This is a genomic window from Streptomyces sp. NBC_00080 (assembly GCF_045041255.1).
In the GTDB taxonomy this organism is placed as follows: domain Bacteria; phylum Actinomycetota; class Actinomycetes; order Streptomycetales; family Streptomycetaceae; genus Streptomyces; species Streptomyces coriariae.
On sequence record NZ_CP108235.1, the window covers coordinates 5,091,035 to 5,114,173 of the forward strand.

A 23,139-nucleotide genomic window follows, 5' to 3' on the forward strand; every position below is an offset into this window, starting at 1 on the left:
CCGGATCGGAAAGGTTGCCAACTCACGGAAATTCGTGGGAGAGAGCCGTCCGCCTGCTACGAGGTGATGGCGGGATCCTCCGGCGGAGGTGTCGGTGCCCCCGGCAGCCGGACCGTCGCCACCGTGCCGCCGCCGTCCGCGCGGGCCAGGGAGACCTGGCCGCCGGCCTGTTCCACGGTGCGGGCGACGATCGACAGACCGAGGCCCGAGCCCGGCAGGGCCCGCGCGCTGGGGGAGCGCCAGAAGCGGTCGAAGACGTGCGGGAGTTCCTCGCTGGGGATACCGGGGCCGTGGTCGCGGACCGTCAGCGTCCCGTGGTTCAGCCGGACGTCGATCGTGCCGCCCTCGGGGCTGAACTTCACCGCGTTGTCCAGGATGTTGACCACCGCACGCTCCAGCGCGGCCGGCTCCGCCCGGGTGTACCAGGGCTCCAGCGAGGCCGTGATGGTCAGCTCCGGACCCCGCAGCCGGGCCCGGCGCAGCGCCGACTCCACCGCGTCCTCCAGCGAGACCACCTGCACGCGTTCGCCGCGCTGGCCCTCGGAACGGGACAGTTCCTGGAGGTCGCCGATCAGTGACGCCAGCTCGGTCATCTGCGCCGTCACGGAGGTGAGGAGGGCCTTGCGGTCCGCCGGGGGGATCGGGCGGCCCGTCTCCTCGCTGCGGGAGAGGAGTTCGATGTTGGTGCGCAGGGAGGTGAGGGGGGTGCGCAGCTCGTGACCGGCGTCCGCGATCAGCTGCTGCTGGAGCTCACGGGAGTTGGCGAGGGACGCGGTCATCGAGTTGAAGGAACGGGAGAGGCGGGCGATCTCGTCGTCGCTGTCGTCCTCGACGGGAATCCGGATGCTCAGGTCCTCCGTCCGGGCCACGTGCTCGACGGCCTCGGTGAGCTTGTCGACCGGCCGCAGCCCCGCGCGGGCGACCGCCAGACCGGCGGCGCCGGCACCGACGACTCCGATACCGGAGACGAGGAGGAGGATGAGGGCGAGTTCGTTGAGGGTGGACTGGGTGCCCTTGAGGGAGACCGCGAGTTGCAGGGCAACCCCCTGCGAGTCGTTCTGGTCAGCGCCCAGATACATGGTCAGCACGCGCACGGCGTTGCCGTCGTCGTCGGTGCCGTTACGGAAGAGGGCCCGTCCGCTCTTCGCGTCCTTGATCACGTCCTTGTCGGAGCTGGTGACCTTGACCGTGCCCGGGGAGGTCGGGTCGACACAGGGAGCGCCCTGCTCCTTGATCGCCTGGACGTAGTTGTTCCTGCCGGGGAAAAGCTGGGTGTTCTCCTCAGGGTTCTGCGTGCACCTCTGCAGGAGCGCGTTGACCGTGCCGGGCCTCCGTGCCATCTCCTCCAGGTCATCGTTGACCTGCGCGTACAGCTTCCCCTGCACGAGGAACCAACAGGTCACCGATACCGCCGCCACCGCGAACGCCACCGCCGCCGCGACCAGCATGGCCAGCCGTGACCGGATCGGCAGCGAGCGGAACCGCCGTACGACCTTGTTCACTCCGCCCCGCCCTGTCGCAACACGTACCCGACGCCCCGCACGGTGTGCACGAGGCGGGGCTCTCCGCCCGCTTCCGTCTTGCGGCGCAGGTACATCACGTACACGTCCAGCGAGTTGGACGACGGCTCGAAGTCGAAGCCCCAGACCGCCTTCAGGATCTGCTCACGGGTGAGGACCTGGCGCGGGTGCGCCATGAACATCTCCAGGAGGGTGAACTCCGTGCGGGTCAGTTCCACGGGGCGTCCGGCGCGGGTGACCTCACGGGTCGCGAGGTCCATGCGCAGGTCGGCGAAGGTGAGGGCCTCGTCCTCCTCCACGGCGCCCGCTCCGGCCGCCGCCGCGTAGGAGCTGCGCCGCAGCAGGGCCCTGACGCGGGCGAACAGTTCGTCCAGTTCGAAGGGCTTGACCAGGTAGTCGTCCGCCCCGGCGTCCAGTCCCGTGACCCGGTCGCCGACCGTGTCGCGGGCCGTCAGCATCAGGATGGGCGTGGTGTCGCCGGCCCCGCGGATGCGGCGCGCGGCGGTGAGGCCGTCCATGCGCGGCATCTGGATGTCCAGCACCACCAGGTCGGGCTGGTAGGCGGTGGCCTTCTCCAGCGCGTCCGCGCCGTCCACGGCGACCTGCGTGTCGTAGCCCTCGAAGGCGAGGCTGCGCTGGAGTGCTTCACGCACCGCCGGCTCGTCGTCGACGATCAGGATGCGCTGGGTGTCACGGTCGCCTTCGGCGGGGCTCATGGGCGTGGTTTCCTCGGGTGCGGTGGGACGACGGGAGGCCGGACCTGCTGAACGTGCTGAGTGTCCTCAGCCTCGCACGGTTCCCGGTGTGCGCGTGCAGAGCGGGTTGCGGTGGGATCAGCCGCGCATCGCCGCGAGCCGGTTCAGCGGCACCTTGCGCTGGTGGGGGCGGGCCGCGGTGGTGCGCAGACCCATCAGCTGCGGGGCCGCCACCTCCGGCGCGCGGGTGGGCGCGACCGGCGGGTGCAGTTCGTACGCCACGTCGAGGGCCAGGCCGAGGTCGGCCGCACCGAAACCGGTCACCGTGTGCGAAACCTGCTTGATCATGACGTACTCCCTGACTCGGTGGTGGGTTGTCAGCTGTCGGAGCCGCCGGCCCGCAGCGTGGCGAGGTCGGCCTTGACGGTGTTGATCGGGATGGCGAAGCCGAGGCCGACACTGCCGGCGTCGGCGGAGGAGGACGAGTCCGTCGCGGCGGAGTACATCGCGGAGTTGATGCCGATGATGTTGCCGCTGGCGTCGATGAGCGCGCCGCCGGAGTTGCCGGGGTTCAGGGAGGCGTCCGTCTGGAGCGCCTTGTACGTCGTCGTGGACGTACCCGTGTCGCCGTTGAACTGCTGGCCGCCGAACTGGAAGGGCCAGTTGCCGTCGCCGCCCTGGCCGCCCTGGCTCTCGCTCTGGCTCTCGTCGGTCGAGACGGTCACGTCCCTGCTCAGCGCCGAGACGATGCCGCTGGTGACGGTGCCGGTCAGGCCCTCGGGGGAGCCGATCGCCACGACCGTGTCGCCGACCTTGACGCCGTCGGAGTTGCCGAGGGTCGCCGCCTTCAGGCCGGACGCGTTCTCCAGCTTGATGAGCGCGAGGTCCTTCTTGCTGTCCGTGCCGACGACCTTGGCGGTGTACGACTTCCCGTCGCTCGTCGTCACCTTGATCGAGTTGGCGCCGGAGATGACGTGGTTGTTGGTGACGATCTCGCCGCCGCTGGTGATGATCACACCGGAGCCGGTGGACGTCCCGTTGCTGAGCGTGGCGCTGACCTCGACGACGCTCGGGCTGACCGCCGCCGCGATGGTGGCGACGTCACCCGTCTTGCTGGAGGGCACCACGCTGGTGGTGGTGGACGAGGAGACCACCTCGTCCTTGCCGGTCAGCTCCTGGATGCCGTAGGCCGTGCCGCCGCCTATGGCCGCCGCGACGATCGCCACGGCGGCGAGCAGTGCGAACGGGCCGCGGGCGCGCTTCTTCCTGCCGGGCGCGGGCTCGGAGGCCACGGGGGTGAGGAGAGCGGTTCCGCCGCCGTTGCCGCCGTAGCCGCCGTTGTCGGCGCCGCCGGCCGCTGCCTGGGTCTGCCACACCGCGGTGGGCTCGACGGCCGGCTGCGGCTGGTGCGCGGACTGCCGCACCGGCTGAACGGGCTGCTGTTGCACCGGCTGCTGCTGCACGGGCTGCGCGACCGGCTCGTAGGCCGGCGGGGGCGGCCACTCCGGGTTCACCGGGGAGGAGCCCATGGGGGCGGAGGCGTGCTGCTGGGCGCCCTCGTACGGGGCCTGGTACGGGTTCTCGAAGTTCTCGTACTCGCCGCTGCGGCGGATGCTCTCGGTCATGGAAAGTAGCTTCCCGCCCGACCATGAGAGCTCCCTGAGTGCTCCCTGAGAAGCCCGCCAGAACCTCGTATGCCCGATATAAAGAGCGATCCCGCAGTAAGGCGGAGCCTCTCAGAGACGTCTCATGTACGGCTCATGCGGGCCCGTGAACGGTTCACGCACAGGCCTGCGAGCGGCTACTCGCAGCCGCAGGACCGGCGCACCACCAGCTGCGACGGGAACACCTTCAGCCGCTCGCGCCGCGAGCCCGCGACCCGCAGGCCGTCGTCCAGGACCAGGTCGACCGCCGCCCGGGCCATCGCCGAGCGGTCCGATGCGATCGTTGTCATGGGCGGGTCGGCGAGGGCCGCTTCCTTGATGTCGTCGAAGCCGATGACCGCCAGCTCGCCGGGCACGTCGATGCGCAGCTCGCGCGCCGCGCGCAGCAGACCGATCGCCTGGTCGTCGGTGGAGCAGAACACGGCCGGCGGCCGGTCCGGGCCCGCCAGCAGTTCCAGGGAGACGCGGTAGGCGTCGTAGCGGTTGTACGGCGCCTCGAAGAGCCGGCCCTCGGTGCTGACACCGGCCTCGTCCATCGCGCGCCGCCAGCCCTCGACGTGGTCGGAGACCGGGTCACCGACGGAGGGGGTCTCCGCGGTGCCGCCGACACAGGCCACGTACTCGTAGCCGTGCTCCAGGAGGTGGCTCACGGCGAGCTGGGCGCCGCCCAGGTCGTCGGTGACGACGGCGACGTCGTCGATGGCCTCGGGGCGTTCGTGCAGCAGCACCACCCGGGCGTCCCAGGCGTCGATCTCCGCGGCCGCCAGGTCGTTCAGCGCGTGGCTGACGAGGATGAGGCCCGAGACGCGCATCCCGAGGAACGCCCGCAGATAGTGGACCTCGCGCTCGGCGACGTAGTCGGTGTTGCCGACCAGCACCATTTTTCCGCGCTCGGAGGCGGCCTGCTCGACCGCGTGCGCCATCTCGCCGAAGAAGGGCTGACGGGCGTCCGGGATGATCAGACCTATGAGGTCGGTGCGCCGTGACGCCATCGCCTGGGCGACCCGGTCGGGCCGGTACCCCAGCTCCTTGATGGCGGCGAGGACACGCTCGCGCGTGGCCGGGGCGACCGGCCGGGGTCCGTTGTTGATGACATAGCTGACGACAGCGGTCGAAGTACCCGCCAGTCGCGCCACATCATCCCGAGTCACCTTGGCCACCCGCGGAGTCTACGCGGATGGACCCGCTCTGGGCAGGGCGTACAGGAGCTTCGCTGGGCGCGCGCGACGCCCTTCCCGAGCGGGTGCCGGGCTTACCGGCGGGTACTACGCCTCCGCCGTGACCTCTGCGGCGTCCAGGGCGGCCATGTTGTCCGTATCGTCCGCGTTTGACTGCTCCGACCGGTCCGTCTTGGCCTTGGCGTCGTCACTCGCGCGCTCCCCCTTCTCGGGAGTAACGAATCGATAACCGACGTTCCGGACGGTTCCGATCAGCGACTCGTGCTCGGGGCCGAGCTTGGCGCGCAGACGTCGTACGTGGACGTCGACGGTACGGGTGCCGCCGAAGTAGTCGTAGCCCCAGACCTCCTGGAGCAGCTGTGCGCGGGTGAACACCCGGCCCGGGTGCTGGGCCAGGTACTTCAGGAGCTCGAACTCCTTGAAGGTGAGGTCCAGGACCCGCCCCTTCAGCTTCGCGCTGTAGGTCGCCTCGTCGACCGACAGGTCGCCGTTGCGGATCTCCATCGGGGAGTCGTCGTTGACGATCTGCTGGCGGCCCATGGCCAGCCGCAGCCGGGCCTCGACCTCGGCCGGTCCGGCCGTGTCCAGCAGGACGTCGTCGATGCCCCAGTCGGCGGTGACGGCGGCGAGGCCGCCCTCGGTCACGACCAGGATGAGCGGACAGCCGGGTCCGGTGGAGCGCAGCAGCTGGCAGAGGCTGCGGACCTGGGGCAGGTCGCGGCGGCCGTCGATCAGGATGACGTCGGCACCGGGGGTGTCGACGAGGGCGGGGCCTTCGGCCGGGGCCACGCGCACGTTGTGCAGCAGCAGTCCGAGAGCCGGAAGCACCTCCGTCGACGGCTGGAGAGCGTTGGTCAGGAGCAGCAGAGAACTCATACGTCTGGTTCCTCCTCGGTCCCTGCGAGGACATTGCGGCACTGCGGCTTTTGCGGCACTGCTCTGCGATCCCGAAGGGCCGTACACCCGCGGTCACCTGGCGTTTCCCGCCCGGTTCCCATTTCGTATACAACGCTTCCGAAAGCACAAAAGGACCCGGGGGCTACGCTGCCCGAGTCCTCTGTCCAGCAGAATAGCCCACATGAGCAGCGGTCCGGCAGGTCATGTGGCACGTTCCACCGTTCGTCCGTATTCCGAGACGGGCACGCACGCACCATTGCGGACGTTTCTGCCCACCGCCGACGGGATTGCCGTCGATTCCGTATACGAACCGGGTGCGGCCGTATACGACGCCTCCGCGCCATCCATCCGTCACCCGGTGTTCGTCGTCGCCCACGGGTTCACCGGGGACGTGGACCGCCCGCACGTGCGGCGCGTGGCGTCCGCCCTCGCCGAACACGGCGCCGTCGTCACCTTCTCCTTCCGGGGCCACGGCCGCTCCGGCGGACACTCGACGGTCGGCGACCGCGAGGTCCTCGACCTGGCCGCCGTCGTGGAGTGGGCCCGTTCGCTCGGGCACGCGCGCGTGGTGACCGTCGGCTTCTCGATGGGCGGCTCGGTGGTGCTGCGGCACGCGGCGCTCTACGAGGGGACGGTGGACGCAGTCGTCTCCGTGAGCGCCCCGGCCCGCTGGTACTACCGCGGCACGGCCCCGATGCGCCGGCTGCACTGGATGGTCACCCGCCCCGAGGGCCGCCTGGTCGGCCGCTACGGCTTCCGCACCCGTATCCACCGCCGTGAATGGAACCCCGTCCCGCTGTCCCCGGTCGAGGCGGTCCCGAAGATCGCGCCGACCCCGTTGCTGATCGTGCACGGCGACCAGGACGGCTACTTCCCCCTCGACCACCCCCGGATGCTGGCCGAGGCCGCGGCCGGGCACGGCGAACTCTGGGTGGAACACGGCATGGGCCACGCCGAGCACGCGGCCGACGACGGCCTGCTGGCCCGTATCGGGGACTGGGCGGTCGCGCGGGCGGGCTAGCCTGACCGTGTACACAGCCGATTGATTGAGGAACCTGATGCCCAAGGTCACGGTGCGCTACTGGGCGGCGGCCAAGGCCGCGGCCGGGGTCGCCGAGGAGCCGCACGACGCGGCCACGCTCGCCGAGGCACTCGACGCCGCACGTGCGCGACACCCCGGTGAACTCGTGCGTGTCCTGCGGCGATGCTCGTTCCTCGTCGACGGTGACCCCGTGGGCACCCGCGAACATGAGACGGTACGGCTGGCCGACGGCGGCACGGTCGAGGTGCTCCCGCCGTTCGCAGGAGGGTGAGATGACCGACCAGCCGTACGACCAGCAGGGCTATGAGGGGTACGAGGGCTACGAGGGCTACGACCCGTACGCCCAGCAGCAGCCCCAGCAGGCTCATCAGCCCCAGCATGCTCAGCAGCAGCAGCAGGCCTGGCCGGGGCAGCAGCAGGGGTACGAGGACCCGCAGGCCCACCTCCAGCACACGCAGCAGTGGCAGGGCCAGACCTGGGAGACGAGCGTCCAGGCGCCGGTCACCGCGGCCGACCCGGCCCCGACCGCCTATCTGCCCCCGCAGACCGGCGGGGCGCCCGTCTACGGCGGCCCGCAGCCCGCGTACGGCAACGCTCCCGCGTACGACGAGGCCTCCGGGTACGGAAACGCCCCCGGGTACGCGGACACCTCCGCGTACGGCAACGGCCCGGCGTACGGCGGCGGCCCCGCGGCGGGCGCGCCCCTGCCGCCGGAGAACCACGCACAGCCGCAGAGCCACGCCCAGCCCCAGCCCCAGGGCCACGCCCAGGCACAGAACCAGGCGCAATCGCACAGTCACTCCCAGGCGCACCACCACGCCCAGGCGGGAAGCTGGCAGACCCCGGCACCGCAGCAGGCCTCCCCTCTCCCTTCGGCGCCCGCCGCCGCCCCCCTTGCTTCCGCCCCCGTGCCGGAGCCCGCGACCGGAGACACCGGCATGACCTACGGCCCCGCCACCCTGGCCGGCAACGCCCGTGTCACCGACGCCCAGCGGGCCCGCCTGGAGGGGCGTTCGCCGATCATCGAGCCGGGGATGCAGCCCGCCGCGCTCACCGCGGTCCTCGGTCTGCTCCTCTCCGGTGCGGCGGCCATCGGCTCCTACGCCCTCCTCGTCCCGCTCGTCGCGCTCCAGGCCGTCACCGCGGCGGGCTGGTTCCGGCTGAACGGCATGTGGCCGGCCCGCCAGGGCATCGCGCTCGCCTTCCTGGGCGCACTGGTGTCGGACGCGGCACTCCTCGCGGCGGGCCGGGAGAACGCGCCCGCCGCGATCTTCGGCACCCTCGGCGTCTGGGTCCTGCTCTGTCTGGTGCTCCAGCTGCGCTCGCACGCCGACCCCGACGAACGTATGTACGGACTGATGGCGACCGTCGCCTCCTCCGCGCTGGCCGTCCTCGCCACCGGGCATCTCGGCGCCGAGCCGGACGCGGTGACGGTCGGCACGGCCGCGGTGGCGGTGGCCGTCCTGGCCCGGGCGCTGCCGCTGCCCACCCCGGCCTCCGTCGTGGTGGCCCTGCTCGCCGCCGCGGGCGCGGGCATCGCGGTCGGCGGGATGACCGGCCTCGGCGCCAAGGGCGCGCTGCTCGGCGCCGGCGCGGCGGTCTGCGCGCTCATCGGCCACCGGGTCGCGAGCTACGACTATCCCTCCCGCTTCGTCCACTTCACGGCGGGCGTGGCCCTGCCGCTGGCCGCGGCCGCCCCCGCGGTCTACGTGCTCGGGCGGGCGCTGGCCCAGGAGTAAGGGGCAAAGAGCGGAGTAAGGGGTAAAGAGCGGTGATGGTCTGTCACAGGTGATCGACAAATCGCTGGTGCCCCTTCCTCTCGGGGTTACCTTGAACCGTTGTCAATGAACCGTTCAGGCCATCCGGGTGGGGGAACTACCGCATGCGTGCGCTTCGAATACTGCTGGTCGTCGTCGTGGTCCTGGGCGGCCTGTTCGTGCTCGCGGACCGCCTCGCCGTGAACTTCGCGGAGGGTGAGGTGGCCGACAAGCTGAAGGCCAACGAGGGCCTCGCCACCACCCCGGACGTGTCCATCAAGGGCTTCCCGTTCCTCACCCAGGTCGTCGGCGGCTCGCTGGACGACGTCGAGGTCGGCATGAAGGACTACGAGGCGGCCACCGGCACGAGCGGTCAGTCGATCCGTATCGACGACCTCCAGGCGGACATGAAGGGCGTCGAGTTCTCCGGCGACTACAGCTCCGCCACCGCCTCCAGCGCCACCGGCACCGCGTCCATCACCTACGCCGAGCTGCTGAAGACCGCGAAGTCCGAGCCGACGCAGGTGATGCAGGGCGTCACCGCCAACGTGGTCGGTCTCTCCGACGGCGGCAACGGCAAGATCAAGGTCGCCGTCGAGGCCACCGTGCTCGGCACCAAGCTGCCGCAGCCCGTGTACGTCCTCAGCACGGTCACCGTCGAGGGCGACACCGTCCGCGTGCACGCCGACTCGCTGCCCAGCTTCGGCGGGGTCCAGGCCGCCGAGAGCGAGGTGCGCTCGATCACCGACTTCCAGCAGAAGATCGACGACCTGCCCGGCGGGATCCAGCTCGACAAGGTCCAGGCGGGGACGAACGGTGTGGACATCTCGGTGAAGGGTTCGAACGTCAGGCTGGCCGGGTAGGGCTGCCCCCGGACCGACCCCCGGACCGGCCATGGACGACGAACCATGGACCGACCCCCGATGGACGGCGAGTGTCCGACAGGCGAGACGCAGCCGTCCGTACCGTAGGGGTGACGACGGACACAAGCGCCCGGAAGCCGTGTCGCAACGGCCCGGGCGCTTTTTCTGTCCCATTATCCGGACGATCGCATCTCACTATTCGGCATGCTGGTGACATGCCCACCTGTCCGTCCCTACGATCGTCGACATGATGCAGCGACAGGCGGATCTCACGAAGCGGCGGGCAGTAGACCTGTGCCGCGTCGCCGCCATGCTCTGTCGCACTTTCTGAGCGGAAGCGCCGCCGGCCTTCCGCGCCTCCCGGCGCCCTCACTCGAGGGCATCCGTGCGCCGGCCGCCGGCGAGACCCGGCCGCGCACCCCTCTTTCTTGCACACCCCCGCCGCAACTGCCCCGGAGGAGAACGAGCATGAGCCGCAGTGACGTCCTGGTCGACGCCGACTGGGTCGAGGCCAACCTCGACAACGCCGACATCGCCATCGTCGAGGTCGACGAGGACACGTCCGCGTACGAGAAGAACCACATCCGGAACGCCATCCGGATCGACTGGACCACGGACCTCCAGGACCCGGTCCGCCGTGACTTCGTCGACCAGGGGGGCTTCGAGAAGCTCCTGTCGGCCAAGGGCATCGCCAACGACACGCTGGTGATCCTCTACGGCGGCAACAACAACTGGTTCGCGTCCTACGCCTACTGGTACTTCAAGCTCTACGGCCACGACAACGTCAAGCTTCTCGACGGTGGCCGCAAGAAGTGGGAGCTGGACGCCCGCGAGCTGGTCGAAGAGGTGCCCGAGCGCCCCGAGACCTCCTACCAGGCCAAGCCGCAGAACAAGTCCATCCGCGCCTTCCGCGACGACGTCGTGGCGGCCATCGGCTCGCAGAACCTGGTCGACGTCCGGTCGCCCGACGAGTTCAGCGGCAAGCTGCTCGCTCCCGCGCACCTGCCGCAGGAGCAGTCGCAGCGCCCGGGCCACGTCCCGTCCGCCCGCAACATCCCGTGGTCGAAGAACGCCAACGACGACGGCACCTTCAAGTCGGACGACGAGCTCAAGGAGCTCTACGCCGACGAGCAGGTCGACCTGGCCAAGGACACCATCGCGTACTGCCGCATCGGCGAGCGCTCGGCCCTGACCTGGTTCGTGCTGCACGAGCTGCTGGGCGTGGAGAACGTCAAGAACTACGACGGCTCCTGGACCGAGTACGGCTCCCTCGTCGGCGTCCCGATCGAGCTCGGCGCCAACAAGTAACCATCCGAAGACCGACCTGAACGACCTCAGGAGAAGCACATGTGTGGAGCGAAGGCCGGCGGCCCGGACGCCTCGACGATCAAGCCCGGTGAGACCACGATCCAGGGTCAGGTGACCCGGGACGGCGAGCCGGTGACGGGCTACGTCCGTCTGCTGGACTCGACCGGCGAGTTCACCGCGGAGGTCCCGACCTCCGCCACCGGACAGTTCCGCTTCTACGCGGCCGAGGGCACCTGGACCGTTCGCGCCCTCGTTCCCGGCGCCACCGCCGACCGCACGGTCGTCGCCCAGCAGGGCGGCCTCGCGGAGGTCGCGATCGCGGTCTGAACGACACCGTGAACCACTGAAGGGCCGCACCCCGACACCGCGGGTGCGGCCCTTCGGCGTGCGCGGACCTACGCTGGAGGTATGTACGCACGGCGACGGCACGTCTACTTCGCCATGATGGGGACCTGCGTCGGTCTCTTCGTCCTGGCGTGGGCGGTCGTGCGCCTCTGGTCGATCCCGGTGGCCGTGGGCATGTGCGTGGTGGCCATGCTCATCCCGCCGCTCGCCGCGATGGTCGCCAACCGGCGCGGCCCCGAGGACCGCTGGTGGGACGACCCCTCCGGTGACCCGAAGTCCGACGAGTGGTGGGACGAGCTGGACGGCAAGAAACGCCGCCCGTAGCGGCCTGTTCCCCCTTTTCTAGTAGACGAGCGCCTGGACGCCGTCGGTCAGCGCCTCCTGCACGAACACCTGCGCTCCCGCGATCCGTACGCCCTCGATGACGTCCTTCTCCGTGATGTCCCGGCGGGCCGCGCACTGGGTACACAGGGTGAGGCGGCCACCGGCCAGGATCGAGTCGAGCAGGCCGGGCAGCGGGGCCGCGTGCGGCAGCTCGAACTCGGCGGCCCGGCCCGGCAGCGCGAACCAGGCGGACTCCCCGGTCAGCCACAGCGAGACCTCGACCCCACTGGCCACGGCGACGGCCGCGACCGTGAACGCCTGGGAGCACCGCTCGGGCGCATCCGCGCCCGCCGTCACCTTGATCACGAGCTTCTTCGCCATGCCTGAATCGTAATCAACTCAACTACAACTGCTTGTGTTGACCATGGGTCTCCTGTGCAGCGCGAGACGGAATACGCGCTTCACGCTTCTGAGGGGGATGTTGTGGAAGGTCCAGAAAGGGCCGACGAGGTAGTAGGTGCGGGTGGGCCTGTCGAGGCCGACGCCAAGGCAGCGGCAGAAGGTGCGCCGGAGGTGGAGGCGGACCGAGACGCAGAGGTGCGCGGAGACGCAGAGGTGCGCGGAGACGCAGAGGTGCGCGGAGACGCAGAGGTGCGCGGAGACGCAGACGAAGACGCAGACGCGGACGCATCCGTTGCGGCCGAGGCGCCCCTGCCGGGCCTTCGCCGTCGTCGCGGCCGTACGACCTTGATGATCGCCGGAGCCGCCGTGCTCGGTGTCGTCGCCGGCGCCTGCGCCGGATTCCTCGTCCAGGCCGACCGCGAGCCGACCGCGCTGCCGCCGCTCTCGCAGCCCGTGCTCGCGCAGGGCAAGGGCGAGGTCGAGCCGCTGTCGGCGGCACAGGACCGGCGGGTCAAGACGGACGGCGATCTGCGCAAGCTGCTGATCACCCGTCCCAAGGGAGCCAAGGACGCCGACTTCGCGGTGGACAGCGACGGCTGGGCGGATCTGCCCACGTACGCGCAGGAGTACACGAAACCGGGCGCCACGTTCAACAACCTCGTCGACGACGAGTTCCGCCGCGCGGCCATGGTCTCGTGGCGCGTGGGCGAGTCGTACAACGTCGAGATCGCACTCGTGCAGTTCCACCAGGAGAGCAAGGCCGCCGCGGCCGAGTGGGCCGAGAGCGGCGGCTACTGGGCCGAGGACGAGGACGACACCCGCAGTTGGCCCATCCCCGGCACGGGGGACGGCAACGGGACGGCGTACGTGCACGACACACCCGAAGAGGAGCCGGGCTACCTCCCGATGTACACGGCCGAGGCCTACGCCTGGCGCGGTGACATCTGCGTGGAGATCCAGGTCTACGACAGCAAGCCGATCTCCAAGGCGAAGATCATGGACCTGGCCCAGCGGCAGGTGGGAAAGCTGTGAGCGAGAACCCCAAAAACCCCGCGAACCCCGAGAACCCCGAGAACCCCGAGATCAACCCCGCGAACCCCGGGAACCCCGAGGTCATCGAGGGCGGCGGTGCAGAGCCCGTCACCGCCGTGCAGCCCGCGCGCAGGGTCCTCCGCCCCGGCCGTATCGCCACCGTGGCGGGATCCGTGCTGCTGGCGTGCGCGCTCGTCGGCGGTGTCGGCTACACCGCCGTGACCGTCCAGGACGCCGACCGCGCACCCGGCAAGCCGACGTGGAAGTTCCCGCCGCCGGACCAGGGCGAGGAGAAGACCGAGCAGGACGGCGCGGACGGTGCGGGCAAGGGACTGAGCGCCCTGCTCGTGCCCTACGGCACCGACGGCTTCGAGCGCGGCCCCGACCTCGGTGAGTTCGGCGCGGACGCCGAGTTCAGCGGAGCGCAGGCCACCGCCATGCGCAAGGAGTCCATCAAGGACCTGCCCACCAAGTCGCGCCGGCAGCTGGAGAAGCTGATCGACAAGGAGCGCATCAAGGGCGTGGCGATGCGCAGCTACGTCGTCGGTCGGTCGGACTACAACACCACGGACGCGATCACCTTCGACGTCAATCTGTCGCGGATGGAGAACCGCACCGCCGTGCGTGAGGCGGCGACGTCCGTCAACGGCTTCCTCGCCGCCACGGACGTCTTCCGCAAGGGCCCGAAGATCGCGGGCAACAAGGACGCCCGGTGCTTCCTGACGCCCAAGGACAAGGACGAGGAGCTGGGCTTCGCGCTCTGCACCGCCTACGTGGGAGACGTGCTGGTCAGCGTCACCGCGAACGCCCCCGGTGTGCTCGACGCGAAGTTCGTCACCAAGTTCTTCACCGCACAACTCGACCGCATCGACGACCCGGGACAGGCCGTATGACCGAGCAACAGCAGACGCCGGCCACCGCCGCACCGACCGACGGGACGGCCGCTGAACCCTCCGTCGGGACGCAGGTCACCGAGCAGCTCGCCGCCGAGCCGGACACCGCGCCCGTGGAAGGACTCCCGGCCCCGGCCACGGAAACACCCACCGCCCCGCAGGGCGGCCCGGCCGCTCCGAAGGACCGGCGAGTCCTGCGGGCCGTGCTGCGCTGGACCGCCGTCGTCACCGTGTTCGCCGCGCTCGGGGCCGGTACGGCGTACGGGATCGCGGGCATGGAGCGCACGGACGTACCCGGTCTCGCCACCGAGTCGGACGGCCGCTGGGCGTACCCGGAGATCACCAGGCCGCCGCTGCCCTCGGGCAGCCCCAGCCCGTTCGACACCAAGAACTGGGCGCAGGCCCACTACGCGGACCTGCGCGCGCTGCTGCTGCCCGCTCCCGAGGGGGCGACGGACGACAAGACGCTGCGGGGCGCCGACGGCTGGCTGCCGACGAAGGACTTCCTGAACGTGTTCGAGTCGAAGGAGGACCGGGACGACGTCGGCCAGCTGCTCACCGACCACGGACTGCGGCACATCGCGGCCCGTGGCTGGACCACCCCGGACGGCACCGGCACCCGCGTCTACCTGCTCCAGTTCGACACGGGGACGGTGGCCGACGACATCTACGGCGAGCTCACCACCTACGGCGCTCCCCTGCACGCCGTGCGCGGCGCCGCCGAGGCGGAGTTCGACGACGAGTACCCCACCGCCGCCGACTTCGACAGCATGAGCGTCATGCGGTACTCCTACGACGAGGTGAAGCCGTACGGAGCGGAGCAGCTGCGGCAGGCCTACCTCCGCGCGGGTGACGTCGTCGCCGTGGTCCTCCAGTCCCGCAAGGGCACCGCCGCGGCCGTCCCCTTCCAGCAGACCGTCACCCTGCAGAGTCAGCTGCTGGGCTGACCCCCGTGAGGGAGTACCTCACACGGAGGGCCGGTCCCCGGCCGCGTAAGCTGGGGGCCGGCCCTGTAGTACGTACCCCGAAGCACGCTCATCCGAGGAGCACCCCGTGGAGATCTTCTTCGAAGCCCTGCTGGTCCTGGTCTGCGTCGGCACCCTCGCCTTCGCCGGTCTGACCGTGAAGAAGCTGTACCAGGGCCAGCGCTGACCGACCATCTCCAGGAACTGTCACTCATGATCGAGATTCCGTCCGACCTCCACAAGGACCTCGTCCCCCTCGCTTTCCTGCTGGGCAGCTGGGCGGGCGCGGGCGTGCATGACTTCCCCGGCTCGGAGAAGTGCAACTTCGGACAGGAGGTCACCTTCGGCCACGACGGCCGGGACTTCCTGGAGTACCACTCCCACACCTGGGTCCTGGACGGCGAGGGCAACAAGGTCCGGCCGCTGGAGTCGGAGTCCGGCTTCTGGCGCGTCGACGCCGACCGCAAGGTCGAGGTGACCATGGTCCGCGACGACGGCGTCGTCGAGATCTGGTACGGCGAGCTCGCCGACAAGAAGCCGCAGATCGACCTCGTCACGGACGCGGTGGCCCGCACGGCCGCCTCCGGCCCCTACACCGGCGGCAAGCGGCTGTACGGGTACGTCAAGAGCGACCTCATGTGGGTCGGCGAGAAGCAGACCCCCGAGACCGAGCTGCGCCCCTACATGTCGGCGCACCTGAAGAAGGTCGTCACCCCGGAGGACGTCGAACGCTGGGCGAAGGCCCTCCCCGACGACATGCCGGACGACGGGATCGCCTTCTTCAAGTAGTTCTAGACTCTTCGGTGTGGTGAGCACTGAAAGCACTGACTGGAAGAGCGACCTGCGGCAGCGCGGTTACCGGCTGACGCCGCAGCGCCAGCTTGTCCTCGAAGCCGTGGACACCCTGGAGCACGCGACCCCCGACGACATCCTCGTGGAAGTGAGGAAGACGGCGTCGGGGGTCAACATTTCCACCGTGTACCGGACCCTGGAGCTCCTGGAGGAGCTCGAGCTGGTCAGCCACGCGCATCTGGGGCACGGGGCGCCGACGTACCACCTGGCGGACCGGCACCATCACATCCACCTCGTCTGCCGGGACTGCGGCAATGTCATCGAGGCGGATGTACAGGTGGCCGCGGAGTTCCGGGACAAGCTGCGCGAGACCTTCGGCTTCGACACGGACATGAAGCACTTCGCGATCTTCGGGCGCTGTGAGGACTGCACGCTCAAGGGTTCAATTACCAAGTCGTAGGCTGGGGGCCATGAAGAGCCCTCTGCTGTCCCTGCCCGGCGCCGTCCCCGCCGAGGGTGTGGACGAAGGCGTCGCCGGTCACTACGGCGATCTGTTCCGCGAGCAGCGCGCCCTCGCCGACGGCGCCGGTTTCGTCGATCTCTCGCACCGCGGAGTCGTCACCGTCTCCGGCGAGGACCGGCTGAGCTGGCTGCACCTTCTCCTCACCCAGCACCTCACCGACCTCCCCGTCGGCGAGGCCACCGAAGCGCTGATCCTCTCCGCGAACGGCCACATCGAACACGCGCTCTACCTGGTGGACGACGGCCTGACGGTCTGGATGCACGTCGAACCCGGCACCCAGGAGGCGTTGATCGCGTACCTGGAGTCGATGAAGTTCTTCTACCGGGTCGAGGTCGCCGACCGCACCGCCGACCTCGCGGTCGTGCATCTCCCCGCGGGGTCCATCGCCCCCGTCCCGTCGGGTGCCGCCGTCCGGGAGACCGCGTACGGCCGTGATCTCTTCCTCCCCCGCGCCGACCTGGAGGCGTACGCCGGGCAGGCGGGTCCGCCGGTCGGGATCCTCGCCCACGAGGCCCTGCGCGTCGAGCACCACCGCCCGCGTCTCGGCTTCGAGACCGACCACCGCACCATCCCGCACGAACTCGGCTGGATCGACACCGCCGTGCATCTCCAGAAGGGCTGCTATCGCGGCCAGGAGACGGTGGCCCGGGTGCAGAACCTCGGCAAGCCGCCCCGCCGCCTGGTCTTCCTGCACCTCGACGGCAGCGAGGTCCACCTGCCGGCCGCCGGTACCGAACTCCGCGTCGCCGACGACGGCCCCGACGGGCGCAAGATCGGCTTCATCACCACGTCCGTACGGCACCACGAGCTCGGGCCGGTGGCCCTGGCCCTGGTGAAGCGGAACGTGCCGGTGGACGCGCCGCTGCTGGCCGGGACGACCGCGGCCGCCCAGGAAACGGTCGTGGAACCCTAGGGAACTCCGAGGACCCTGGGATTCCCGTGATTCCCGTGATTCCCGGTACCCCTGGGGGACCTCAGATCTCGATCAGCACGGTGAACGGGCCGTCGTTCGTCAGCGACACCCGCATCTGCGCGCCGAACCGGCCCGTCGCCACCGTCGCGCCCAGCGCCCGCAACCGGGCGACGACCTCGTCGACGAGAGGCTCGGCGACCGCGCCGGGGGCGGCCGCGTTCCAGGTGGGGCGGCGCCCCTTGCGCGCGTCCCCGTACAGCGTGAACTGGCTGATGACGAGCAGCGGGGCGTCGATGTCGCTGCACGACCTCTCGTCGTGCAGCATGCGGACCGACCAGAGTTTGCGGGCGAGCTGAGCCGCCTTCTCCTTCGTGTCCTCGTGGGTGATCCCGACCAGGACGCACAGTCCCTCGCCGTTGATCTCCCCGACCGTCTCGCCGTCCACGACGACGCTCGCGCCGTCCACCCTCTGCACCACCGCTCGCATGCGGACCATGATGCCGGGTTACCCGCACGGACCCGTGGGGGGCCCATTTTTGCTCCTTAAGCCCCTATCTGGGGCCGTTCGGGGGGACTCGGTAACCCAGCGGTCGATCGGGGTGGCACGATGCTTCCCACACGCCGGTCGAGGGGACGGTAGAAGGACATGAGCACACCGAGTACCGGGCGGCCTGCGACACATCGGCCGCCGACACAGCGCAGCGACAGCCCCGTGCTGCCCGCGGAACAACCCGAGCACGACCTGACCGGGCTGAGCCTGCCCGAACTGCGCACCCTGCGCCGGGACGCCCAGCGCGACGAGGCCGACCTCAGCTATGTACGACGGCTGCTCCAGGGCCGTATCGACATCCTGCGCGCGGAGCTGGCCCGCCGCTCTCCGTCGGGTGCGGCCTCCGTGGTGGAGCGGCTGTCGGAGATCCTCACCGACGCCCCGGCCCGGCACCGCTCCTCGGCCCGTCACGTCACCCTGGGCACCCCGCACAGCGAGGAGTACCGGCGACTGGCCGCCGACATGCTCGCCGACGTCGAACTCTCCGACCTCGACGCGCGCACCGATCCCGAGCTCCACGACGCGATGGGCTGCCTGGTCCGCTACGAGCAGCAGGTCTCGAGCCGCCGCCAGCGCCTCCAGCGGACGGCCGACGAGTCGGGCGCGGAGATCACGAGGCGTTACCGGGAGGGAGAGGCGCAGGTGGAGGACCTGTTGGTGTGACTCCGGCGAGGTGCCACCGGGGAGAGGTGCCCGGGCCGGTGCCCGGGCCGGGGCCCGGGCGGCGAGGGCGGGAAAAATCTTCGCGCCGCCCGCCCGCCCCTGCCTACGGTGATCCCATGACCCGACGAGCCATCCCGCAGCCGATCGACGTCCGCGCAGTCACCGACGCGGAGCTTCCCGACTGGACCCGTGCCGTGAACACGGGCTTTCTGCGCCCGCCCACCGTCCCCGACCAGATGCTCGCCGACCGTCGTATCGCGTTCGCGGACTCCCGGGTCTCCGGCGCCTTCGACGCGGGCCGGTGCGTGGCGACGTTCCGCTCGTTCGACCAGCAGCTCACGGCGGTCGGCGGCGCACCGGTCGCCGCCGACGCCATCTCCAACGTCACCGTCGCGCCCACGCACCGCCGCCGCGGAATCCTCACCCGTCTGATGGCCGACGACCTGACGGCGGCGAAGGACCGCGGGGACGTCGTGGCCACCCTGATAGCCGCCGAGTACCGGATCTACGGCCGGTACGGCTTCGGTCCGGCGACCACCATGACCGAGTGGTCGATCGACGTGCCGCGCGCCGGCCTCGACCCGAACCGGTCGGGCCCGCAGGACGGCGGCCGGATCGACTTCGCCGACCCCGAGGAGATCCGCCGGATCGGCCCCGAGCTGCACGAGCGGCTGCGGAGCGCCCAGCCGGGCGCGATCGACCGGGACGAGCACTGGTGGGCGGCGCGCACCGGGCAGCTGTGGCTGTACGGCGGTGCGTGGGTCGAGCCGTTCTTCGTGGTCTACCGCTCGGCGGACGGTGTGGTGGAGGGCATGGCCTCCTACCGGGCGGACGACGAGTGGAGCGACGCCAAGCAGCCGCTGAACACGGCGACGGTGGACTGGCTGAGCGCGGTGACCCCGGCCGCGGAGCGGGCCCTGTGGCACTACCTCTGTTCCATCGACTGGATCACCCGGGTGAAGACGGGCTGGCGCTCACCGGACGACCTGCTCCCGCTCCATCTGCCGGACCCGCGCGCGGCACGCATCACCACGCAGGCGGACTGGCTGTGGGTGCGGATCCTGGATGTCGTGCGGGCCCTGGAGGCGCGGACGTACGACGCGTCGGGCGCGTTGGTCCTCGAGGTCGTCGACCGGTCGGGCCTGGCCGGAGGCCGCTTCCTGCTGGACGCGACCCCCGACGGTGCCTCCTGTACGCCGACCACCCGCAGCGCCGACCTCACCCTGGACGTGGCCGAGCTGGCGACGCTGTGGCTGGGCGACGAGTCCGCGGGGCGCCTGGCGATGCTGGGCCGGCTCCGGGAAGAACGAGCGGGCGCCGCCCGAGGGGCCGACGCCCTGCTGCGTACGTCCGGGCGGCCTTGGTGCCCGGACATGTTCTGACGACTCCTTCCGCGCGTCTGTGCGTCTGTGCGTCTGACTGTCTGTGCGTCTGCCTGTCTGGCTGAGTGCCGTGTTTCCGTGTTTCCGGGGTTCCGTGGTTCTTTGAATGCGGGTATCCGTAGCTGTTCAGTTGTGGCTGTGCGATCGATCTGAAGTTGTGGCTGTGCGGGCGATGTTCAGTTGTGGCTGTACGTCGGTGTCGACTGCTCGGGCTCCCGGCTCCCCTCCGGAAGGGAGCCCGACCGCCAACCGTCTGAAAGTTTGACCATGTCGTTGAAGTTGGCTGCCAACTTCACTGTAACTATGTCCGCTTGGAAGCGTCCTATAACCATCTCTCTTTGAACTGCCCAAAGATGGCGAGAAGTTGTAGTGTGCGGACGTGGAGCCGGAACATGCCTCCGTCAATGGGCGGAGGGGGGCGGTGCGGCCGCAACGGTCACATCGCGAGGTGGCCGACGAGCTGCGCACCCGGATCAGAACCGGAGTGCTGCGGCCCGGTCAGCGCATGCCGACGCAGGCCAAGCTGGCGGACGAGTTCGGCGTCGAGCGGGGTGCCGTACGGCAGGCGCTGCGCATTCTTCAGTCCGAGCAGCTCCTCACCAACGTCTCCAAGGGAAGCCCGGCGACGGTCGCCGCGCGGCCGGGGCCGGCCGGACTCCCGGCGGGTCCCGCGGCGACGCCGCAGCCCTCGATGGTGGCGCTGCCGCCGCGGATCACCGAGGCCTTCGCCGCCGACCACGTCGAGGTCGACGCCCTGTGCCTGACGGCGGTCTCGCTGACGGCCGCGATCGGTGAACCCCTGCGGCAGATCCACGCGGGGCAACTGAAACCGGCCAAGATCGACGTACGTGTCCTGTTGCCGTCCCGCAACATCGAACTCGCCTTTCCGGCACCGGTGGACATCACGGAGACCGGGCGGCTCCAGCGCCGCTGGCTGGCCCATCGCAACGCCCAGGGCCAGGTGTTGCGGCACAACCTGCTCACCCTGCGCTCCACGCACGGCATCGACGTGCACGTCACCTTCCGCGCGCTGCCCTTCACTCCGCCCGTCAAGCTGTATCTCCTCAACGGGACGGAAGCGCTGTTCGCCTACTACACGGTCAAGCGGCGCGAGCAGACGATCGACCACGAGCACCTGGAGATGTACGACGCCGAAGGCACGCGGTCGGTGCTGTTCGCCTTCGAGCAGGGCGCCGGACCGCGTGACACGACGTTCGTGGAGCAGTCCCACCTGTGGTTCGACGCGCTGTGGGAGACGATCAGCTCGGAGCTGGTGCTCACGAGCTGACGGCGGGCCCGGTGGCGAGGAGGGCGAGGATCACGGCGCCGGCGGAGCTGATGACCGGGCTCTTGGCCTTGATACCGACGCTGAGCAGGAGCAGGCCGAGGGCGCCGGTGGTGCCGTACTTCCACTGGATGGTCTGCTCGACACCGACGACGAAGGCGGCGCAGAGGAGGACGAGGACGGGCATGGTGGTTCCCCCCTTCCGAGACTGGAGTGGGAGGCAAACCTTCCGCCAACTCACTCAAGTTGGTTGCCAACTATGACTATGTTGTCCCCACTTGGTGGCAGCTGTTAAACAACTTTCAAACAACTCCCGCCAGATGGATCTAAGTTGTAGCGTTTGGTCGTGACCCAGGAGAACGTGGCAGTGAACGGCAGCAGGCTCTCACCGCGTGAGATCGCCGATGTCCTGCGCGAACGCATCCGCGTCGGGGATCTCAGGGCCGGTGACCGGTTGCCCACCCAGGCCGAACTGGCCGACGAGTTCGGCGTGGAGCGCGGTACCGTCCGCCAGGCCCTGCGGGCGCTCCAGGACGACGGGCTGCTCACCAACGTGAGCAAGGGCAGTCCGCCGCGGATCGCGGAACCGCCGGCGCCGGACCGCGGCGAGCCGCAGCCCACGATGGTGGGCCTGGCCCCGCGACTGACCGCGGCCTTCGGAGTCCCGCATGTGCGGATCGACGCGGCCTGTCTCACCGCCGAGAGCCTGATCCCGGCCCTGGGCGAGCCCCTGCGGCTGATCCACGCCGGCAGCATCCGGCCCCAGAAGATCGACGTCCGTATCCTGCTGCCGTCCCGGGACATCAGTCTCGCCTTCCCGGTCTCGGTCGAGGACCGCGGGGACGACGAGGACCCGGTCCACCAGCGCTGGCTGGCGATGCGCAACGCGCAGGGCCAGGTGCTGAGTTACAACCTCCGCGCACTGCGCTCGCACGGCGTGGACGTCAACATCACTTTCCGCGCACTGCCGTTCACCCCGCCGGTGAAGCTGTACCTCCTCAACGGACAGGAGGCGCTGATCGCGTACTACATGGTCGCGCGCACGGAGGAGACCACCGACAGCGGAACCCTCGACATGTACGACGTGCGCGGCACCGAGTCCCTGCTCTTCTCCTTCGAGAAGGCCGCCGGTCAGCGCGACGCCGCGTTCGTGGAGGAATCCCAGAAGTGGTTCGACGCCCTCTGGGAAACCATCACGACGGACCTGACACTCTTCTAGTGACCTCTGATACGACGCAGACTGAGCAGGTGGCAGCAGGCACCGGGAACGGGAACGCGGAGCTGCGGGAGTTGATCACCCGCACGAGGGTCGTCCTGTGGGACTTCGACGGGCCGATCTGCCGGCTCTTCGCCGGTCACTCGGCGGAAGGGGTGGCCGACGGTCTCGTGGAGTGGCTCGAAGCGCGGGGCCTGCACAGCCTGCTGACGGAGTCCGAGCGGGAGTCGCTGGACCCGCACGTCGTGCTGCGCGCGGTGGACCGCCGGCACCCGGGCAGCGACCTGGTCACGGAGCTGGAGGAACGCCTCACCCAGGAGGAACTGAAGGCCACGGCCACGGCGATGCCCACGGCGTGGGCCGACCCCCTGATCCGCACACTGGTCGCGCTGAAGCTGCGGCTGGCCATCACCACCAACAACTCCCCCCAGGTGGCGACCACTTACCTGGCGAGCCGCGGGCTCACCTCCTGCTTCGCGCCGCACATCTACGGCCGCACCCAGGAACTGCGCCACCTCAAGCCCCACCCGTACTGTCTGAACCGCGCTCTGCGTGCCATGGGATCGTCGCCCGGCACCGCGCTGATGATCGGGGACACCACCTCCGACTTCCTGGCCGCCCGTGAGGCCGGCGTGCCGTTCCTCGGCTACGCGCGCAACGCGCACAAGGAGAAGCTGCTCAGAGGGGCGGGCGCCACGACGGTGGTCGACTCGCTGGAGCTGTTGCTGAACGCGGTCAGGCAGCTCTGAGCAGCAGCACCACGAGCATGACGGCCGCCCCGACGGCGAGCATGTCGTGCCGGGCCCGTACGCCCACGGCCACGGTGAACAGCAGCATCACGCCCACCGCGCCCAGCTTGGCCTGCACCGTCAACCCCGCGCAGAACGCGAGGAGTTCCCAGAGTGCCGATAACAGGAGCACGGCCTTCCA

At 70.1% G+C, this 23,139-nt stretch carries 29 protein-coding genes; 19 read left to right on the forward strand and 10 right to left on the reverse strand.

The window, feature by feature from the left end:
* Nucleotides 1-56 precede the first annotated feature (56 nt).
* From OHU34_RS22825 to OHU34_RS22850, 6 genes are all read right to left on the reverse strand, one after another.
* A complete protein-coding gene (locus OHU34_RS22825; RefSeq protein WP_405768046.1) occupies nt 57-1,502 on the reverse strand; it encodes an ATP-binding protein in 1,446 nt (481 codons plus the stop codon).
* Nucleotides 1,499-2,236 carry a response regulator transcription factor gene (locus tag OHU34_RS22830; protein ID WP_020130372.1) on the reverse strand — a complete coding sequence of 246 codons (738 nt, stop codon included), beginning with the start codon at nt 2,234-2,236 and terminating at the stop codon, nt 1,499-1,501. The genes OHU34_RS22825 and OHU34_RS22830 overlap by 4 nt, the downstream gene beginning before the upstream one ends.
* A gap of 117 nt (nt 2,237-2,353) precedes the next feature.
* Complete coding sequence (locus OHU34_RS22835; RefSeq protein ID WP_054243831.1) at nt 2,354-2,563, reverse strand: hypothetical protein; 210 nt, start codon at nt 2,561-2,563, stop codon at nt 2,354-2,356.
* 29 nt (nt 2,564-2,592) lie between these two features.
* On the reverse strand, nt 2,593-3,840 hold the full coding sequence (locus OHU34_RS22840) for a S1C family serine protease (protein WP_230195342.1): 1,248 nt from the start codon (nt 3,838-3,840) through the stop codon (nt 2,593-2,595).
* A gap of 176 nt (nt 3,841-4,016) precedes the next feature.
* Nucleotides 4,017-5,039, reverse strand: coding sequence for a LacI family DNA-binding transcriptional regulator (locus OHU34_RS22845; RefSeq protein WP_142264974.1), 1,023 nt, complete (start codon nt 5,037-5,039; stop codon nt 4,017-4,019).
* Nucleotides 5,040-5,144: 105 nt separating this feature from the next.
* Nucleotides 5,145-5,933 carry a response regulator transcription factor gene (locus tag OHU34_RS22850; RefSeq protein WP_142264973.1) on the reverse strand — a complete coding sequence of 263 codons (789 nt, stop codon included), beginning with the start codon at nt 5,931-5,933 and terminating at the stop codon, nt 5,145-5,147.
* A 202-nt stretch (nt 5,934-6,135) separates the two neighbouring features.
* Between OHU34_RS22850 and OHU34_RS22855 the strand changes: the two genes are divergently transcribed.
* From OHU34_RS22855 to OHU34_RS22890, 8 genes are all read left to right on the forward strand, one after another.
* On the forward strand, nt 6,136-6,975 hold the full coding sequence (locus tag OHU34_RS22855) for an alpha/beta hydrolase (RefSeq protein WP_142264972.1): 840 nt from the start codon (nt 6,136-6,138) through the stop codon (nt 6,973-6,975).
* 37 nt (nt 6,976-7,012) lie between these two features.
* Nucleotides 7,013-7,267, forward strand: coding sequence for a MoaD/ThiS family protein (locus OHU34_RS22860; protein WP_057600879.1), 255 nt, complete (start codon nt 7,013-7,015; stop codon nt 7,265-7,267).
* A 1-nt stretch (nt 7,268) separates the two neighbouring features.
* Nucleotides 7,269-8,735, forward strand: a complete 1,467-nt coding sequence (locus OHU34_RS22865; RefSeq protein ID WP_405768051.1) for a hypothetical protein — start codon at nt 7,269-7,271, stop codon at nt 8,733-8,735.
* Nucleotides 8,736-8,878: 143 nt separating this feature from the next.
* Nucleotides 8,879-9,616, forward strand: coding sequence for a DUF2993 domain-containing protein (locus OHU34_RS22870; protein WP_054243837.1), 738 nt, complete (start codon nt 8,879-8,881; stop codon nt 9,614-9,616).
* Nucleotides 9,617-9,866: 250 nt separating this feature from the next.
* Nucleotides 9,867-9,947 carry a putative leader peptide gene (locus OHU34_RS22875; protein WP_351007875.1) on the forward strand — a complete coding sequence of 27 codons (81 nt, stop codon included), beginning with the start codon at nt 9,867-9,869 and terminating at the stop codon, nt 9,945-9,947.
* 137 nt (nt 9,948-10,084) lie between these two features.
* A complete protein-coding gene (locus OHU34_RS22880; RefSeq protein ID WP_142264970.1) occupies nt 10,085-10,924 on the forward strand; it encodes a sulfurtransferase in 840 nt (279 codons plus the stop codon).
* Between the two features lie 39 nt (nt 10,925-10,963).
* Nucleotides 10,964-11,251: a DUF1416 domain-containing protein gene (locus OHU34_RS22885; RefSeq protein ID WP_010351646.1), complete on the forward strand. Its 288-nt coding sequence runs from the start codon at nt 10,964-10,966 to the stop codon at nt 11,249-11,251.
* A gap of 81 nt (nt 11,252-11,332) precedes the next feature.
* Nucleotides 11,333-11,593, forward strand: coding sequence for a DUF3099 domain-containing protein (locus tag OHU34_RS22890; protein ID WP_142264969.1), 261 nt, complete (start codon nt 11,333-11,335; stop codon nt 11,591-11,593).
* A gap of 18 nt (nt 11,594-11,611) precedes the next feature.
* Here OHU34_RS22890 and OHU34_RS22895 read toward each other — a convergent pair whose 3' ends face one another.
* Nucleotides 11,612-11,974 (reverse strand): DsrE family protein, encoded by a 363-nt coding sequence (locus OHU34_RS22895; RefSeq protein WP_020130361.1) that lies wholly within the window; start codon nt 11,972-11,974, stop codon nt 11,612-11,614.
* A 270-nt stretch (nt 11,975-12,244) separates the two neighbouring features.
* On the opposite strand from OHU34_RS22895, the gene OHU34_RS22900 reads away from it, so the two are divergent.
* From OHU34_RS22900 to OHU34_RS22925, 6 genes are all read left to right on the forward strand, one after another.
* On the forward strand, nt 12,245-13,027 hold the full coding sequence (locus OHU34_RS22900; RefSeq protein ID WP_405768054.1) for a hypothetical protein: 783 nt from the start codon (nt 12,245-12,247) through the stop codon (nt 13,025-13,027).
* On the forward strand, nt 13,024-13,920 hold the full coding sequence (locus OHU34_RS22905) for a hypothetical protein (protein ID WP_405768057.1): 897 nt from the start codon (nt 13,024-13,026) through the stop codon (nt 13,918-13,920). The genes OHU34_RS22900 and OHU34_RS22905 overlap by 4 nt, the downstream gene beginning before the upstream one ends.
* The gene (locus OHU34_RS22910) at nt 13,917-14,867 is read left to right on the forward strand and encodes a hypothetical protein (RefSeq protein WP_405768059.1); all 951 of its coding nucleotides are present in this window, start codon (nt 13,917-13,919) and stop codon (nt 14,865-14,867) included. The genes OHU34_RS22905 and OHU34_RS22910 overlap by 4 nt, the downstream gene beginning before the upstream one ends.
* Before the next feature lie 231 nt (nt 14,868-15,098).
* Nucleotides 15,099-15,674, forward strand: coding sequence for an FABP family protein (locus tag OHU34_RS22915; protein ID WP_020130355.1), 576 nt, complete (start codon nt 15,099-15,101; stop codon nt 15,672-15,674).
* A 16-nt stretch (nt 15,675-15,690) separates the two neighbouring features.
* Nucleotides 15,691-16,137 (forward strand): Fur family transcriptional regulator, encoded by a 447-nt coding sequence (locus tag OHU34_RS22920; RefSeq protein ID WP_142264967.1) that lies wholly within the window; start codon nt 15,691-15,693, stop codon nt 16,135-16,137.
* 10 nt (nt 16,138-16,147) lie between these two features.
* On the forward strand, nt 16,148-17,113 hold the full coding sequence (locus OHU34_RS22925) for a YgfZ/GcvT domain-containing protein (protein ID WP_405768061.1): 966 nt from the start codon (nt 16,148-16,150) through the stop codon (nt 17,111-17,113).
* A gap of 61 nt (nt 17,114-17,174) precedes the next feature.
* Here OHU34_RS22925 and dtd read toward each other — a convergent pair whose 3' ends face one another.
* Nucleotides 17,175-17,600, reverse strand: a complete 426-nt coding sequence (gene dtd / locus OHU34_RS22930) for a D-aminoacyl-tRNA deacylase (RefSeq protein WP_142264965.1) — start codon at nt 17,598-17,600, stop codon at nt 17,175-17,177.
* A gap of 159 nt (nt 17,601-17,759) precedes the next feature.
* Here dtd and OHU34_RS22935 point away from each other — a divergent pair, with 159 nt between their 5' ends.
* The 3 genes from OHU34_RS22935 to OHU34_RS22945 all read left to right on the forward strand — a co-directional run bounded on the left by OHU34_RS22935 (nt 17,760) and on the right by OHU34_RS22945 (nt 20,996).
* Nucleotides 17,760-18,326, forward strand: coding sequence for a hypothetical protein (locus tag OHU34_RS22935; RefSeq protein ID WP_054243846.1), 567 nt, complete (start codon nt 17,760-17,762; stop codon nt 18,324-18,326).
* Nucleotides 18,327-18,442: 116 nt separating this feature from the next.
* The gene (locus OHU34_RS22940; protein ID WP_230195347.1) at nt 18,443-19,708 is read left to right on the forward strand and encodes a GNAT family N-acetyltransferase; all 1,266 of its coding nucleotides are present in this window, start codon (nt 18,443-18,445) and stop codon (nt 19,706-19,708) included.
* Nucleotides 19,709-20,129: 421 nt separating this feature from the next.
* Complete coding sequence (locus OHU34_RS22945; protein ID WP_200839723.1) at nt 20,130-20,996, forward strand: FadR/GntR family transcriptional regulator; 867 nt, start codon at nt 20,130-20,132, stop codon at nt 20,994-20,996.
* On the opposite strand, the gene OHU34_RS22950 is transcribed toward OHU34_RS22945, so the two are convergent.
* Entirely contained in the window at nt 20,986-21,180 is a 195-nt protein-coding gene (locus OHU34_RS22950; RefSeq protein ID WP_054243849.1) for a hypothetical protein, read from the reverse strand. The two genes, OHU34_RS22945 and OHU34_RS22950, sit on opposite strands and share 11 nt — an antisense overlap.
* Nucleotides 21,181-21,333: 153 nt before the next feature.
* Here OHU34_RS22950 and OHU34_RS22955 point away from each other — a divergent pair, with 153 nt between their 5' ends.
* Both OHU34_RS22955 and OHU34_RS22960 read left to right on the forward strand, forming a co-directional pair.
* A complete protein-coding gene (locus OHU34_RS22955; RefSeq protein ID WP_200839722.1) occupies nt 21,334-22,212 on the forward strand; it encodes a GntR family transcriptional regulator in 879 nt (292 codons plus the stop codon).
* 29 nt (nt 22,213-22,241) lie between these two features.
* Nucleotides 22,242-22,958: an HAD family hydrolase gene (locus OHU34_RS22960; RefSeq protein ID WP_142264962.1), complete on the forward strand. Its 717-nt coding sequence runs from the start codon at nt 22,242-22,244 to the stop codon at nt 22,956-22,958.
* Here the strand turns inward: OHU34_RS22960 and OHU34_RS22965 are convergent.
* Complete coding sequence (locus OHU34_RS22965) at nt 22,945-23,130, reverse strand: hypothetical protein (RefSeq protein WP_142264961.1); 186 nt, start codon at nt 23,128-23,130, stop codon at nt 22,945-22,947. The two genes, OHU34_RS22960 and OHU34_RS22965, sit on opposite strands and share 14 nt — an antisense overlap.
* Between the last annotated feature and the right edge of the window lie 9 nt (nt 23,131-23,139).